The organism is Xanthomonas sp. BRIP62415 (assembly GCF_003993515.1).
Taxonomy (GTDB): Bacteria; Pseudomonadota; Gammaproteobacteria; order Xanthomonadales; family Xanthomonadaceae; genus Xanthomonas; species Xanthomonas euroxanthea.
In genome coordinates this window covers 138,151-152,888 of the sequence record NZ_QEZH01000028.1, presented here as the reverse complement: position 1 = coordinate 152,888, position 14,738 = coordinate 138,151, and the positions used below count along the sequence as shown (strand labels likewise).

Annotated in this window: 8 protein-coding genes; 2 read left to right on the top strand and 6 right to left on the bottom strand. The window is 68.7% G+C overall.

The features are described from left to right. The first annotated feature begins 87 nt into the window (after nt 1–87). Nucleotides 88–2,427, top strand: coding sequence for a TonB-dependent hemoglobin/transferrin/lactoferrin family receptor (locus tag EO141_RS13310; protein WP_127169432.1), 2,340 nt, complete (start codon nt 88–90; stop codon nt 2,425–2,427). A gap of 231 nt (nt 2,428–2,658) precedes the next feature. Here EO141_RS13310 and mgtE read toward each other — a convergent pair whose 3' ends face one another. Beyond that, entirely contained in the window at nt 2,659–4,026 is a 1,368-nt protein-coding gene (gene mgtE / locus EO141_RS13305) for a magnesium transporter (protein WP_119129840.1), read from the bottom strand. A 499-nt stretch (nt 4,027–4,525) separates the two neighbouring features. Here mgtE and EO141_RS13295 point away from each other — a divergent pair, with 499 nt between their 5' ends. Next, nucleotides 4,526–6,337, top strand: a complete 1,812-nt coding sequence (locus EO141_RS13295; RefSeq protein ID WP_104584150.1) for a monovalent cation:proton antiporter-2 (CPA2) family protein — start codon at nt 4,526–4,528, stop codon at nt 6,335–6,337. 534 nt (nt 6,338–6,871) lie between these two features. On the opposite strand, the gene zwf is transcribed toward EO141_RS13295, so the two are convergent. The 5 genes from zwf to EO141_RS13270 form a co-directional block, all read right to left on the bottom strand. Next, complete coding sequence (zwf, locus tag EO141_RS13290; RefSeq protein WP_164739204.1) at nt 6,872–8,734, bottom strand: glucose-6-phosphate dehydrogenase; 1,863 nt, start codon at nt 8,732–8,734, stop codon at nt 6,872–6,874. Next, nucleotides 8,731–10,530: a glycoside hydrolase family 15 protein gene (locus EO141_RS13285; RefSeq protein ID WP_127169429.1), complete on the bottom strand. Its 1,800-nt coding sequence runs from the start codon at nt 10,528–10,530 to the stop codon at nt 8,731–8,733. Before EO141_RS13285 ends, zwf begins: the two co-directional genes overlap by 4 nt. A gap of 63 nt (nt 10,531–10,593) precedes the next feature. Further along, the gene (locus EO141_RS13280; protein WP_104585219.1) at nt 10,594–10,923 is read right to left on the bottom strand and encodes a phosphotyrosine protein phosphatase; all 330 of its coding nucleotides are present in this window, start codon (nt 10,921–10,923) and stop codon (nt 10,594–10,596) included. A 26-nt stretch (nt 10,924–10,949) separates the two neighbouring features. Beyond that, nucleotides 10,950–14,270, bottom strand: a complete 3,321-nt coding sequence (locus EO141_RS13275; protein WP_119131576.1) for an ankyrin repeat domain-containing protein — start codon at nt 14,268–14,270, stop codon at nt 10,950–10,952. Next, on the bottom strand, nt 14,263–14,523 hold the full coding sequence (locus EO141_RS13270; RefSeq protein WP_104585241.1) for a YcgL domain-containing protein: 261 nt from the start codon (nt 14,521–14,523) through the stop codon (nt 14,263–14,265). The genes EO141_RS13275 and EO141_RS13270 overlap by 8 nt, the downstream gene beginning before the upstream one ends. Nucleotides 14,524–14,738 lie beyond the last annotated feature (215 nt).

Here is a 14,738-nt window from a genome sequence, read left to right as displayed (position 1 = left end):
CCAGCTACGCGACTGCGGTGTTCTGCCGCTTGCAGCCAGGTCCGCGCCGTCCGGCGCTCCTTCCTCTTCCTGACTGTGGACTCCACGATGACCTCGACACCGACCCTGCTGGCCCTGGCGATCGCCACCGGCCTGGCCTTCCCGCTGCATGCCGAACAGGCACCGGCCGACGCCACCACCTTCGACCCGGTCGAGGTGAAGGCCGCGCGCGACAAGCGCGCCTCCGGCAACCAGAACGTCACCACCCTCGACACTGCGCAGCTGCAGCAGGAACAGGCCGAGAGCATGGAGGACCTGGTGCGCTACATCCCCGGCGTGAGCATCGCCGACATGGGCCGCTTCGGCGAGAACGGCTTCAACATCCGCGGCCTGGAAGGCGACCGGGTGGCGATGACCATCGACGGCCTGTCGATGGCCGAGGGCGTGGAGACCGCGCGCGACTACGAGTTCTTCCGCGCCGGCCGCGGCGGCGTGGACGTCGATTCGCTCAAGCGGGTGGACATCGTCAAGGGCGCCGATTCCATCAGCGCCGGCAGCGGCGCGCTCGGTGGTGCGGTGGTATTCACCACCAAGGATCCCTACGACTACCTCAAGGCACAGGGCAACGACAGCCATGTCGGCCTGAAGACCGGCTACACCGGCCACAACGACCAATGGCTGGGCAACCTCACCGTCGCCAACCGCAGCGGCATCGTCGAATCGATGCTGAGCTACACCCGCCGCGAGGGCCACGAGTCCGAGGGCTGGTATTCCAGCACCGGGATCGACACCGGCAGCGCGCGGCGCACGCCCGACCCGATCGACAACGAAAGCGACAACGTGCTGGCCAAACTCGACGTGGTGCCGAACGCACAGCACCGCTTCGGCGTGGTGTACGAGCGCAACCGCGCGCAGAACCGGGTCGACAATCTCAGCCGCGTCAGCGCGCCCAGCTACGCCGAACGCGTTGGCGACGACAGCAACGACCGTGACCGCTACGGCCTGCGCTACCTCTGGAATGCCGACAACGCCCTGTTCGACACCCTGCAGGCGCAGCTGGACCGCCAGCAGACCGACAGCCGTGGCACCACCCGCATCCTGACCCAGAGCGGCAGCTCGAGCACGCCGGCCACCGCCGCCACCACGCGCTGCACGGTGGCGCTGCCGTGCCGCCGGGCCGAAGATCGCGACACCGAGCAGACCCTGGACCGCATCGCGGTCGACTTCGACAAGCAGCTGCATGGCAACGGCTGGTCGCAGGCGCTGCTGTACGGGGCGGCCTGGCAGCGCCGCAGCATCGACTACAGCGCGATCGACTACCGCTGGAACAATGCCGGCACGCTGGACACCGCCACCATCGATCCGGCGCAGGTGCCCAAGACCGATGCCGACAGCTGGAACGTGTACCTGCGCGATCGCATCGGCCTGCTCGACGACCGCCTGCAGCTGACCCTGGGTGCGCGCTACGACCAGTATCGCTACGCGCCGACGCTGTCGCCCACCTTCGTCGACAGCACCGGCACGGTGCGCGAGGTGACGTTCTCCTCGCCCACCTGGCAGGCCGGCATCAGCTATGCCTTCACCCCGCAGCAGACGCTGTGGTTCCAGGCCGGGCGCGGCTTCCGTGCCCCGACCACGGCCGAGATGTACGCCCCGACCAGCATCACCGCGCTGACCCGGGTGGACACCGGCACCACCGTCAACGTCCCCACCGTGGCCGCCAATCCGGCACTGGAGGCCGAGCGCAGCCTCAACCTGGAACTGGGCTGGCGCTGGGAGAGCGACTGGGCGCGCGTGGGCCTGTCGGTGTTCCGCGACCGCTACGACGACTTCATCCAGAGCGAGACCGTCACCACCGATGCCGGCACGCTCTACCAGACCTGTACCCGCGGCGTGTGCACCACGCGCAACGGCTACGCCTACACCACGCTGCGCAATGTCGGCCAGGTCGAGGTCAAGGGCGTGGAACTGGATGCGCAGTTCAGGCTCGGCGATGCCTGGCTGCTGCGCGCGGCATGGACCCACAACCAGGGCGAGCTGGAAGACGGCCGCCCGCTGGACAGCATCAATCCGGATCGCGGCGTGCTCGGCCTGAGCTGGCAGGGCCTGGACGAGCGCCTGCGTGTCACCGCCAACATCACCCATGCGCTGGCCAAGAAAGCCAAGGACGTCAACGTCGAGAACGACATCTTCGGCGCTGCGGCCGAGCCATTCCTCAGCGATGCCTACAGCGTAGTCGACCTGTTCGGCAGCTACCGTTTCAACGCGCACGTGCGCGTCAATCTCGGCGTCTACAACCTGTTCGACGAGCGTTACTACCAGTGGGCGCGCATCCGCAATGTCACCCGCGGCGATTTCTATCTGTACGGCTATGCCACCGATGACGGCATCGGCCGCTACAGCGAACCGGGCCGCAACCTGCGCGCCACGCTGTATGTGACCTTCTGAGGCGCGATCGCCGCTGCGCATCGCTGCACGGTGGGCCGTGCAGCGATGCAGGCTGGACCACCGGTCCGGCCTGGTCCGGCACCGGCCGCGGAGTGCCGAGTGCCGAGTGCCGAGTGCCGAGTGCCGAGACGCAGCGTCAACGACCGGGCGAGGTGCCGCAATGCGTGCGGCTTCTCGACCCGAGCATGGCGGGGCGCAATTGTTCGCGCGCCCCGCGCACCGCCCGCCGCGCTACAACAAGGTGCCGCTGAGGATCGCGGCGGCAATGCTGAAGTAGATCACCAGGCCGGTGACATCCACCAAGGTCGCCACGAACGGCGCCGAGGCGCTGGCCGGGTCGAAGCCGAGCCGTTGCAGCACGAACGGCAGCATCGAGCCGGACAGCGAGCCGAAGGTGACGATGCCGATCAGCGCCGCACCGATGGTCAGCGCCACCATCTGCCAGTGCGGGCCGTAGTCGTACAGGCCGGCGGTCTGCCAGAGGGTGATGCGCACGATCGCCAGGATGCCCAGGATGGCGCCCAGGGTGAGCCCGGTCGGCAGTTCACGCAGGGCCACCTTCCACCAGTCGCCCAGGCGCAGTTCGCGCAGTGCCAGCGAGCGGATCAGCAGCGAGGTGGCCTGCGAGCCGGAGTTGCCGCCCGAGCTCATGATCAACGGAATGAACAGGGTCAGCACCACCGCCTTGGACAGCTCGTCCTCGAAGTGCTGCATCGCGCTGGCGGTGAGCATTTCGCCCAGGAACAGCACGCTCAGCCAACCGGCGCGCTTCTTGATCATCTGGCCGAAGCCGATCTGCATGTAGGGCTTGTCCAGCGCCTCCATGCCGCCGAACTTGTGCACGTCCTCGGTGGATTCGGCGATCAGCGCGTCCAGCACATCGTCCACGGTGACGATGCCCAGCACATGGCCGTGCGCATCCACCACCGGGATCGCCAGCAGGTCGTGGCGGCGGATCAGCCGGGCGACTTCTTCCTGGTCCAGCGCCGGGTCCACCGTGACCGGCGGGTTGACCTGTGCCACCTCCAGGATCGGCGCATCCGGCGCGCCGGTGATCAGCCGGCGCATGGTGACCACCTGGGTCAGCACGCGGGTGTGCGGGTCGAGCAGGTAGATCGCATAGACCGTCTCGCGGCTGCGCTCCACCTCGCGGATGTGCTGCAGGGTGCGGCCCACGGTCCAGTCGGCCGGCACCGCCACGAACTCGGTGGTCATCAGCGCGCCGGCGGTATTGGGCGGGTAGCGCATCAAGGCCTGGATCGACAGCCGCGCCTCGGCACTGAGCAGCCACAGCAACCCCTGGCGCTGCTCGGCATCCAGGCCATGGAAGATGTCGGTGGCGCGGTCGTCGGCCATCTGCCCGAGCAGGGAGGCGGCCTGCTCGGCCGGCAGTTGCGCGACCAGGGCGCTGGCGTCGTGCAGCTCGGGTTGTTCGAGCACCTTCACCGCACGCGGCGGCGGCAGCGCGGCCAGCACATGGGCGGCATCGTCGCGGTCGAGGGTGTTGAGGTATTCCACCGCATCGGCCGTATTGAAGTCGGCCATGGGTGCGATCAAGGCATCGACGCCTTGGGCAAGGCGCAGGGTTTCGTTGTACATGGGGTTCGCCTGGTGACGACCGTCGTCGATGACAGCCGGCGAACCTGAAGCCTCAGGCGCGCGCCAACTGGGTCATCGACCCGGGTCTAGGGTGACTGTCGCTGGACATGAGAGAGGGCTCCGAGAGTGCGTACCGACCGGTGATCCGGGCGGCGGCGCGGCGCAGTCTGCGCGCCTGGGCTGGCGTGGTCAATGCCCTGCGTGGGCGGCGCTCAGCGCGCGTCCAGCCGCCGGTGCACGGCATGGCTTGAAAGGCGCGATCGGGCCGCCGGGCAGCGGACGCCGCACGCACGCCCTGTGGCAGATCCACAGTGGCAAGCAGCCATCGGGCCACCGCCGGAACAGGGCGCGTGCGTTGCGCCCTAGGCTGCCCCGGCGTTCGATGGCGATGCCGGCGCCCGCTGGCGGCCATCGCCTGCCGTGTTGCAGGCAGGACACGCTGATCCGGGCCGACAGGCCGCCGCGGGCGGCATAATGCACCCCTCAACGGAGAGTGCGCATGCATAGCGGTGGTCTGGAACTGGCTCTGGTGCTGATGCTGGCCGCCATCGTGGCGGTGCCGGTGTTCAAGCGCTTCGGCCTGGGCGCGGTGCTGGCCTACCTGGTCGCCGGTGTGGTGCTCGGCCCCGACGGCGTGGGCGTGGTGCAGGATGCCGAGCGCATCAGCGGCGCGGCCGAGATCGGCGTGGTGATGCTGTTGTTCGTGATCGGCCTGGAACTGTCGCCGGCACGTTTGAAGGTGATGCGGCATTCGGTGTTCGGTGCCGGCGCCACCCAGGTGGTGGTGACCACGCTGATCCTGGGCGGCCTGCTGATGCTCGGCAACCTGGGCTGGAAAAGCGCGTTGATCGTCGGCGTGGCGCTGGCGTTGTCGTCCACCGCGGTGGGGCTGCAGCTGCTGGCCGAACGCAAGGCGCTCAATAGCGACTACGGGCGCCTGGCATTTGCCATCCTGCTGTTCCAGGACCTGATCGCCATTCCGTTGCTGGCGGCGATTCCGCTGCTGGGCGGCAGCAAGAACGCCACCCTGGAATGGCAGGACGTGGCCAAGGCGGTGGCGGCGCTGGCGCTGGTGATCCTGTGCGGGCGCTTCGTGCTGCGCTATCTGTTCAACATGGTGGCCCGCACGCGCATGCCGGAAGTGTTCACCGCCAGCGCCTTGCTGGTGGTGCTGGGCACCGCCTGGATCATGCAGGAAGCCGGATTGAGCGCCAGCCTGGGCGCGTTTCTGGCAGGCGTGCTGCTGGCCGATTCGGAATTCCGCCACGAGCTCGAATCGCAGATCGAGCCGTTCGAAGGTTTGCTGCTGGGGCTGTTTTTCATCTCGGTCGGCATGGGCATCGACCTGAACCGGGTGGTCGCCGAGCCGTGGCTGATCGCCAGCGGCGTGGCGATCCTGCTGGTGGTGAAGTTCTCGCTGCTGGTCGGGATCGGCAGCGTGGCCAGACTGCCGCTGCGCAGCAGCCTGATGCTGGGCAGCGTGTTGTGGCTGGGTGGCGAATTCGCCTTTGTGGTGTTCAACGAGGCCGATCGCGTCGGCTTGCTGGAGCGCGCCAACCACGACCGGCTGGTGGCCATTGTCGGTGTCTCGATGGCGCTGACGCCGCTGTTGCTGCTCGGCATGCAGCGCATCCTCAACGGGCCGCTGCGGCTGCACGCGCCCACGTCCGATCGCCCGTTCGACGCCATCGATGCGCAAACGCCCAAGGTGCTGGTCGCCGGCATGGGCCGCTTCGGCCAGGTCGTGGCGCGCCTGCTCACCGCGCGGCATGTGCCGTTCGTGGCGCTGGAACACAACCCGGACACCGTGGAGGATCTGCGCCGCTTCGGCAGCCAGCTGTACTACGGCGACCCCACCCGCCCGGAACTGCTGCGCGCCGCCGGTGCCGACCGCATCAAGGTGTTCGTGATCGCGGTGGACGACCCGGAAACCAACATCAAGGCGGTGCGGCTGATCCGCCGCCTGTACCCGCAGGCCACGGTGCTGGCACGTGCACGCAATCGCCAGCATGCCTGGAAGCTGATGGACCTGGGCGCCGAACCGTTCCGCGAGGTATTCGCCTCCAGCCTGGAACTGAGCGAACGCGTGCTGACCTCGCTCGGGCTGGGCGAGGCGGTGGCCAAGGAGCACGTCAAACGGTTCCGCCAGCACGACGAAGAGTTGTTGCATCGCCAGCACCTGGTCTATGACGACGAAGCCAAGGTGATCCAGACCTCGCGCGATGCACGCGCGGACCTGATGCATCTGTTCGAAGCCGACGTCAAGGCCGATGTGGACGGCGAGCCCACGCCCACCACGCTCGATCGCTGAGCCCTTCGTAGGAGCGTGCCTGCGCGCGACGGGGCTTTACCGATAACGCCTCGTCGCGCGCAGGCACGCTCCTACGCGGATGTGGTGCATCTTTCGTCAGCGTTAGCTGCGCAGTCGATGCTTGAAGACGACCTGCACGCGAGCATTCGATCGCGTCCAAGTCCTAAGCCGATGCGGATGGCGAACCTGCACCAACCACCCACAATCGCTGCCCTGTTCGTAGGAGCGTGCCTGCGCGCGACGGGGCTTTACCGATAACGCCTCGTCGCGCGCAGGCACGCTCCTACGCGGATGTGGTGCATCTTTCGTCAGCGTTAGCTGCGCAGTCGATGCTTGAAGACGACCTGCACGCGAGCATTCGATCGCGTCCAAGTCCTAAGCCGATGCGGATGGCGAACCTGCACCAACCACCCACAATCGCTGCCGTGTTCGTAGGAGCGTGCCTGCGCGCGACCCGGGCGTTACCGATAAGGCCCGTCGCGCGCGGGCACACTCCTACGTGGAGCTGCGGCGGCTGTATGCCGCTCGCATCCCTCAGCGGCGTGGCGTGCGCGCCGCAGTCTTGCTGGTCGACTTCTTCGCTGCGCGCTTGCCTGCCGCGGTCTTGCCGGCGGTCTTTGCGACCTTGCCGGTTGCGCGTTTGCTCACGGCTTTCCTTGCCGCGCTGCCCGGCGACGTAGCCGCATCCTGCAATGGTCTTGCTGCAGCCGCAGATGCGCGGTTGGCTGGCGCCTTGGCGACCTTTTCGGCTGGCGCCTTGGTGATCTTCCTGGCCGGTGCCTTGGCAACCTTCTTGACCGTCTTCCCGGTGGCTTTCTTGACCGGCGTGGTGGCGCTGCCACGTGCGTCCGGTGCGCGGCGCGGCGGTGGCTTGCGGCCCGGGGTGAGCGCGCGCCAGGCGTGTCCACCATTCATGGCCAGCAAGGCATCGGCAGCCGAGGGACCGGCGCTGCCGGCGGCGTAATTGGGGAAGTCGCTGGGCGGTTGTTTCCAGGCATCCAGGATCGGTTGCACGATGCGCCAGGCCCCTTCCACCATGGCCGCGTCCTGGAACAGGCCGGCCTCGCCGTTCATGCAGTCCTGCAGCAGGCGCTCGTAGCCCACCGTGTATTCCTTAGGGAACCAGTCGCGATAGCGGAAGTCCATGCGCACCGGTGCCAGGCTGACCTGCGCGCCGGGGCGCTTGACGTCGAACTGCAGCGAGATGCCTTCGTCGGGCTGGATATGCAGCACCAGCCAGTCGGGGCCGTAGCCGCCCACTTCGGTGCTGCGGAACGGCGCCAGCGGCGCCGGCTTGAAGCGGATCGCGATCTCGGTGGTGCGCTCACGCAGGCGCTTGCCGGTGCGCAGGTAGAACGGCACGCCGGCCCAGCGCCAGGTGTCCACCTGCAGCTTCATCGCCACATAGGTTTCGGTTTCCGAATCGTCCGGCACCGTGTCTTCTTCGCGATACCCCGGCACGGCGCTGCGGTTGACCGCGCCGGAGGCGTACTGGCCGCGCACCACGTCTTCGGGCTTGATCGGGCGCACTGCTTCGATCACTTCGGCGCGGCGGCGATGCATCGCCTCGGTGGTGAACGCGGCCGGCGGCTCCATCGCAATCATCGCCAGCAACTGGAACAGGTGATTGGGCACCATGTCGCGCAGGCAGCCGGTGGGATCGTAGAAGCGTCCGCGCCCCTCCACCCCGATGGTTTCGGCGGCGGTGATCTGCACATGATCGATGCGGTCGCGGTTCCACACCGGCTCGAACAGGCCGTTGGCGAAACGGAACGCCAGAATGTTCTGCACGGTTTCCTTGCCGAGGAAGTGGTCGATGCGGAACACCTGATCCTCGTGCAGCACCTTGGCGACGGTGGCATTGAGCGCGACGGCACTGGGCAGATCGTGGCCGAAGGGTTTTTCCACGATCACCCGACGCCAGCCCTCGCCCTCGCGTTGCCTGACCAGCCCGGCTTCGCCCAGGTTGAGCAGTACCGGCTCGAAGAAGCGCGCGGCGGTGGCCAGGTAAAACAGCACATTGCCCTGGGTGCCATAGCGCTTGTGCAGTTTCTCCAGCGCGCCACCCAGGGTTTGATAGGCGCCCAGGTCGGTGAAATCGCCGCGCAGATAATGCATGCGCTCGCGCAGCCACTCCCAGGTGTCGGTATCGAACTCGTCGGTCTGGAATTCGGCATCGCGGCTGCTGAGCAGCTCGGTCATCGACTGGCCCATCATCGTGCGCCACGAGCGCTCGCTGATATCGCCATGATCCATGCCGACGATGGCGAACTGCTCGCCCAGCGCGCCGGAGCGCCGCAGGTTGTATAGCGCCGGCATCACCAGGCGCTTGGTCAGGTCACCGCGTGCACCGAACACCACGATGATGCACGGCGGGGTTGTGGCTTGTTCATTCATGGATGTGTTTCCTTTTCGCCCATGCGTCCGTGCAGGCGCAATGCCGCATTGACCAGAGCCACGTGGGAATACCCTTGCGGGAAGTTGCCAAGCATGCGTTTGCTGCGCGGGTCGTACTCTTCGGCAAGCAGGCCCACGTCGTTGCACAGCCCGAGCAGACGTTCGAGCAGCATGCGTGCCTGCTCGGTGCGCCCGAGCAATGCATAGTTTTCCACCAGCCAGAAGCTGCAGGCAAGAAAGGTGCCCTCGCCGGCCGGCAGCCCGTCGGCGCTGTCGTCGGCGCGATAGCGTTCGACCAATCCATCGATGGTCAGGTCGCGTGCGATCGCATCGGCAGTGGCGGCGATGCGTGGATCCTCCGCCGGCAGGAACCCGACGATCGGAATCAGCAACAGCGACGCGTCCAGACGGTCGGAACCATAGCTCTGCACGAAATGCCCGTCCGGGTGCACGCCCTTCTCCAGCACTTCTGCGCGGATTTCCTCGGCGATACGGCCCCAGTGCGCACGCTTGGCCGCATCGGCATTGGTGATGCCATCGCGCGCGCCGCAATCGAAGGCCAGCCAGGCCATCACCTTGGAATGCACGAAATGACGGCGCTCGTCGCGGATTTCCCAGATGCCTTCGTCGGGCAGGCGCCACAGCGTTTCCAGCGTCTCCAGCACTTTTTCCAGCAAGGATGCCGACGAGCCATCGTCGTCGGACAGCGGTGCCACGCCCTTTTCGCGCGCGTAGTGGAACGCGCCGATCAACTCGCCGTAGACGTCGAGCTGGAACTGATCCACCGCCCCGTTGCCGATACGCACCGGGCTGGAGTTTTCATGGCCGGGCAGCCAGTGCGCTTCCCATTCCTGCAGCCGGCGCTCGCCGGCGATGCCGTAGAGCGCCTGCAACTGGTCCGGCGACCCGGCGATGGCACGCTGTACCCAATCGCGGAACGCCTCTGCTTCGTCGCGATACCCTGCCTGCAGCAGGGCGATCAGCGTGAACACCGAATCGCGCAGCCAGCAGTAGCGGTAATCCCAGTTACGGGTGCCGCCCAGATGCTCGGGCAACGAGGCCGTCGGCGCAGCGACGATGCCGCCAGTGGGCAGATAGCTGAGCCCTTTCAACACCACCAGCGAGCGACGCACCTGCTCGGTCCAAGGGCCGACATCGGTACAGCGACGTGCCCAGCCATGCCAGAACGCGGCCGTGCGTTGCAGCGCCTGTTCCGGATCGATCGCCGTCGGCGTGGGCTGATGCGACAGGCCATGGCTGAGCAGAAACCAGGTGCTCTGGCCCTGACGCAGCGTGAAGTCGGCTTCGGTGCCCATGTCCTCGCCATGCAGCGCCTGTGGCGAGCGCAGGGCGAGCTGGTCGGGCCCGGCGATGGCGCGGATGCCGCCATCGATACGCGTCACCCAGGGCACGGTGCGGCCGTAGTTGAAGCGGAAGGTCAGGCGCATGTGCATCGGCACCTCGCCCTGCACGCAACGCACGATCCGCACCAGGTGCTGGTGGCCGTCGCCTTCCTCGCTGGCGACCATGAAGTCGACCAGTTCCACCGTGCCGGTGTCGGTGTGCATGCGCGTGCACAACACCAGGCTGTCGTCTTCATAGGCACGTTCACTGCGAAAGTCGCCGGCCGGCGACAACGCCCATTGCCCGTGCTGCTCATCGCCCAGCAGGGATGCGAAAAACGCGTCGGAATCGAAACGTGGCAGACACAGCCAGTCGATGGTGCCACGGTGGTCGACCAGGGCCGCGCTGTGGCAATTACCCAGCATGGCATGGTCCTCGATACGCACGCTCATCGTAGAGGCGCTTCCTTCGTGCGAGTGAAGGCCCAGTCTTGCACGCGCAGTGTCGGGATCAGGTTACGAGAACGCCGGCAGACGCAGCAATGGTGGCACCGTGTGTTCCAGGCGACGGATCAGTGCCGGGTCCATGTAGGCGTAGTCGTCGGGAATCTGCAGACAGGCCACCCGGCAATGGCGCAGATGCGCGGCAAAGCGTTTGCGCAACAGCTGCAGATGGCGACGCTCCATCACCAGCACCAGCTGCGCCTCGTGCAACAGCTCCGGGGTGAGCTGCACGTCCGCATCGGCGGCCAGCCCGGCCGATTGCGTCTGCACGCCCGGCCAGTCGGCGAACACGCGCTCGGCGGTGGGGCTGCGCAGCCGGTTGCGGCTGCACACGAACAGCACCCGCAGCGGTGCCCCGCCGCGCTGGTTCAGCGGCCTTCGCGCAGGAAGCGCGCCATCGAGGACACACCCGGCAAGGCGGGCTCGAACTGGCCGGCCACATCGATGAAGCCGCGCATGATCGCAATCTCGCGCGGGGTGCGGTTGAGCGCGTCGCGGCGGTCGGCATCGGCGCCGGCCCGCAGCAGGCGCTGCACCAGCAGCGGCAGGCCGTGCAGTGCGGCCAGGTGCAGCGGGCCGAAACCGCGCTGATCGGCCACGTCCAGCGAGACGTCTTCGTCGAGCAGGCGTTCCACGCCGGCCAGCACCACCTGCTCGTCGCAGGCGGTGCCCGGTTCGGCGCGCGCGCCCAGCAACAGCAGCAGGGGGCTGACCCGGCCACCGGCCAGATACTCCGGGTCGGCGCCGGCCAGCAGCAAGGTATCCAGCAGGGCCAGCAGGCGGCTCTTGTCGCGCGCGGTGAAGCCGTACAGCGCGGCGCAATGCAGTGGCGCCAGGCCCTGGTCGTCGTTGGCGTGCACGTCGGCCGCCGCGGTGAGCAGGCGCGCCACGATATCCGGCAGACCCAGCGCACAGGCCAGCATCAGCACGGTGACGCCGCCGGGCAGGCGGTGCTCGATCTGCGCGCCGGCCTGCAGCAACGCGGCCACGATCTCGGTCTGGCGCATGCTCACCGCCGCCGACAACGGCGTAGCGCCGCTATTGGCTGCGCGTTGCGGATCGGCGCCGCGACCGAGCAGATGCGCCACCACGCCGAGATGGCCGCCACCGGCCGCACGCAGCAGCGCGGTGCAGCCCTGCGCATCGACGGCGTCGACCGGCAGGCCTAGATCGATCAGGCGACGCACCGCATCGGTGTCGCCGACCATCGCGGCCGCCGGTACATCCGCCTCGCGCAGGCTGCGGTGCGGCAGCGACCAGATGCGCCAGTCCAGCCAGTCGGCCAGGTCGCGGCGGCCGATCGACAGCGCCACGCCCAATGGGGTCTGCCCGTCGGCAGCGCGCGCTTCCGGCGAGGCGCCCTGCTTGACCAGCAATTTCAGCGATGCCTCGCGGCCCAGCGCGGTGGCCAGGTGCAGCGCAGTCATGCCGTGGCTGTCGCGCGCCTCGCGGTCCACGCCGTGTTCCAGCAACCACTGCTGCAGGCGCAGCCAGCCCAGCCGCACCGCCAGCGACAACGGCGGATCGCCGGCCGCCGATGCGGCGAACGGGTCGGCGCCGCGTTCGAGCAATTCCAGCGCGAACTGTTCCAGCCCGCGCGATGCCGCATCGTGCTGCACGCAGGCGCTGAGCAGCCGTGTCAGCCCGCCCGCACCGGCGGGCGAGACGCCATGGCGCAGCAGCGCCTGCAGTGCCGGCACCGCCTCCACGCCCCGCGAGAGCAGTGCAAACATCGGCACGTCGCCGCAAGCATCGCGCACTTCGGCATCGGCCCCATGGCGCAGCAGCCAGTCCACCGCATCGGCGTTCAAGGCCAGATGCGCGTCGTGCAGCAGGCTGCCAAGTTCTTCCGGGCCGCACAGGCGGGCCAGCGCGACCAGGCCGTCGCGTTGACCGAACTGCAGGCCTTCGCGCAACAGCACCAGGGGCGGGCGGTCGGGCAGCAGCGCCACGCCGGGGGTCTCGCCGTGCGCATCGCTGACCGCCGCCGGCAACGGATAGGCGGGGTCGAGCAATTGCACGATCGCCCAGCGCCCGGCTTCGGCGGCCACATCCACCGCGCGCCGGCCGTGCGCATCGGCGCTGTCGGCCGGCACCTGCAGGTCGAGCAGGCGCCGGATCAGGGCCGGCGACACGTTGTCGGCGGCGCAGGCCAGCATCACCGCGTTGCGGCCCTCGCCATCGACGGCCAGCACATCGGCCTTGCGTGCGACCAGGCGTTCGAGCACGCCGCTCCGTGCCTGCCGCGCCGCATCCAGCCACGGCGTGCGGCCGAGAAGGTCGCGCGCTTCCAGATTGGCGCCGGCCGCCAGCAGCGCCTCGACGATGTCGCCGTGCCCGGCCAGCGCGGCTTCGTGCAGGGCACTGCGGCGTTGGCGGTCGCGCGCATCCACGCGCGCCTTGTGCTTGAGCAGCAGTTGCACGCCGGCCGGGTCGTCTTCCTCGGTGCCGGCCGCTGCCAGCAGCACCGGCGCGCCGCCGTCCGGTTCGGAGTGGGCGCCGCGTTCCAGCAGGAACTTGGCCAGCCGCCAGTTGCCGACCTGGCAGGCCATCGCCAGCGGCGAGTGACCTTCGTGGTTGAGCGCATCGAGCTCGGCGGCGGCATCGCGCAGCAGCGCGGCCACGCCCGGGTCGGAACTGCGCACCGCGTGATGCAGCGGCGTATTGCCGTCGTTGTCGCTGGCGCGCGGGTCCGCGCCGTTGGCCAGCAGCGTCATCACCGCGTCCGGGCGACCGTGCCAGCTGTCGCGCGTGGCGGCCAGCAACGGCGTCATGCCGCGATGCGGCTGGTTGACGTCGACACGGCGCACGATCAGCTCGCGCAGCAGGCGCAGGTCCGGCAGCACCGCGGCCAGCGCAGGCAGGCTGCGTTGGTCGCGCCACTCCGGCAGCGGCATCGCCTGTGGGTCGGCGCCGGCGTCGAGCAACTGCAGCGCGCGGTCCACGCGTCCGCTGCGCGCGGCCTCAAACAGCTCGGGCACCAGTTGATGCTGGGCCACCGGCTCCAGCGGACGCGGCTCGGCCGCCGCTTCGGAAAAGAAATCGGCCGCCTGCAAGGCCGCCGGGGCGTCGCTGCGTCCCGGCGCGGCGGTGCGCTGCAACAGCAGATGGGCGGCCGGCAGCAGCACGCTGGCGGCGATCGCCAGACTCCAGCGCAAGCTGCTCGACAGCCAGCCCGGCCAGGCCAGCGCCACCACCAGCGTGCACATCGCCAGCACCAGGGCAGCGGCGAGCAGACCGCGCCAGGCGTGCAACTCCTGCGTCGCCAGCGCATGCCAGCGCGGGGCCAGGGCGCCGCCATCGCGCTCGACCTCGCCCCACAGCGGCCAGGTCCGCCACAGCCCGAGCAGCGCAGCGCTGACCGCCACACTCAAAGCCAACGCGGCAGCCAGGCTGCCGCTGTCGCGCAGGGCGGTCAGCGGCCAGCTGATCAGGGCGGCCAGCGCCAGCAGGCCCACGCCCCAGACCGTCAGCAGCGGCGGCAGGGCCTGCGCAACCGCGCGCGGCGGGCTGGGCAATGCGCGGGTACCGCGCGCCCACGACACCGCCAGCGCGAACGCCGGCTGCGCCAGCCACAGCGCCACCGCGGCAACGCCGCCGCCGATGCCGCCCAGCAACGACAACGCCACGCCGGCCGCCCCGGCCAGCGCTGCGGCCCGCACGCGTGCGGCCCGTGCGGCCTCAGTCATAGTCGCACTCGCCCGCCAGCACCACCGTCTTGGGCAGCTGCAGATAGAAGCCATGCTTGCCAAGTGCGTCGCGCACCGTGGCCACGTCGGCCTGCGCCAGGCGGCGCTCGGGCGTCAACGCCACCTCCAGCACGAACGCGAACGGCGCCAGCTGCGCGTGCACGGCGGCGGGAAGACCGGAGAAGTCGTCGCGCGTGGCGAGATAGACGAAGGTGTCCTGCTTGCGTTGGCTTTTATAGACGTAGGCGTGCATGCGCGCGTGGCCGCGCTCGATCGGCAAGTGTGTCGCAGGATTGTGTCCCAATTGCGCCGATGGCGAAAGCGCGGCAGCACGCGAAAAGTCCTGCCCCGTCAGCGACATGACCGGCACGTTCAGTTGCGCCATCGACGGGAGGCAGACCCGCCATCGATATACTGAGCCCACTTTTTGCCAGCAGACCACCGTGAGCCAAGCGCAGCATCCGTCCC

Coding starts and splice junctions, on each gene's coding strand:
- EO141_RS13310 (WP_127169432.1), top strand. CDS start 88: ATGACCTCGACACCGACCCTGCTGGCCCTGGCGATCGCCACCGGCCTG.
- mgtE (WP_119129840.1), bottom strand. CDS start 4,026: ATGTACAACGAAACCCTGCGCCTTGCCCAAGGCGTCGATGCCTTGATC.
- EO141_RS13295 (WP_104584150.1), top strand. CDS start 4,526: ATGCATAGCGGTGGTCTGGAACTGGCTCTGGTGCTGATGCTGGCCGCC.
- zwf (WP_164739204.1), bottom strand. CDS start 8,734: ATGAATGAACAAGCCACAACCCCGCCGTGCATCATCGTGGTGTTCGGT.
- EO141_RS13285 (WP_127169429.1), bottom strand. CDS start 10,530: ATGAGCGTGCGTATCGAGGACCATGCCATGCTGGGTAATTGCCACAGC.
- EO141_RS13275 (WP_119131576.1), bottom strand. CDS start 14,270: ATGACTGAGGCCGCACGGGCCGCACGCGTGCGGGCCGCAGCGCTGGCC.
- EO141_RS13270 (WP_104585241.1), bottom strand. CDS start 14,523: ATGCACGCCTACGTCTATAAAAGCCAACGCAAGCAGGACACCTTCGTC.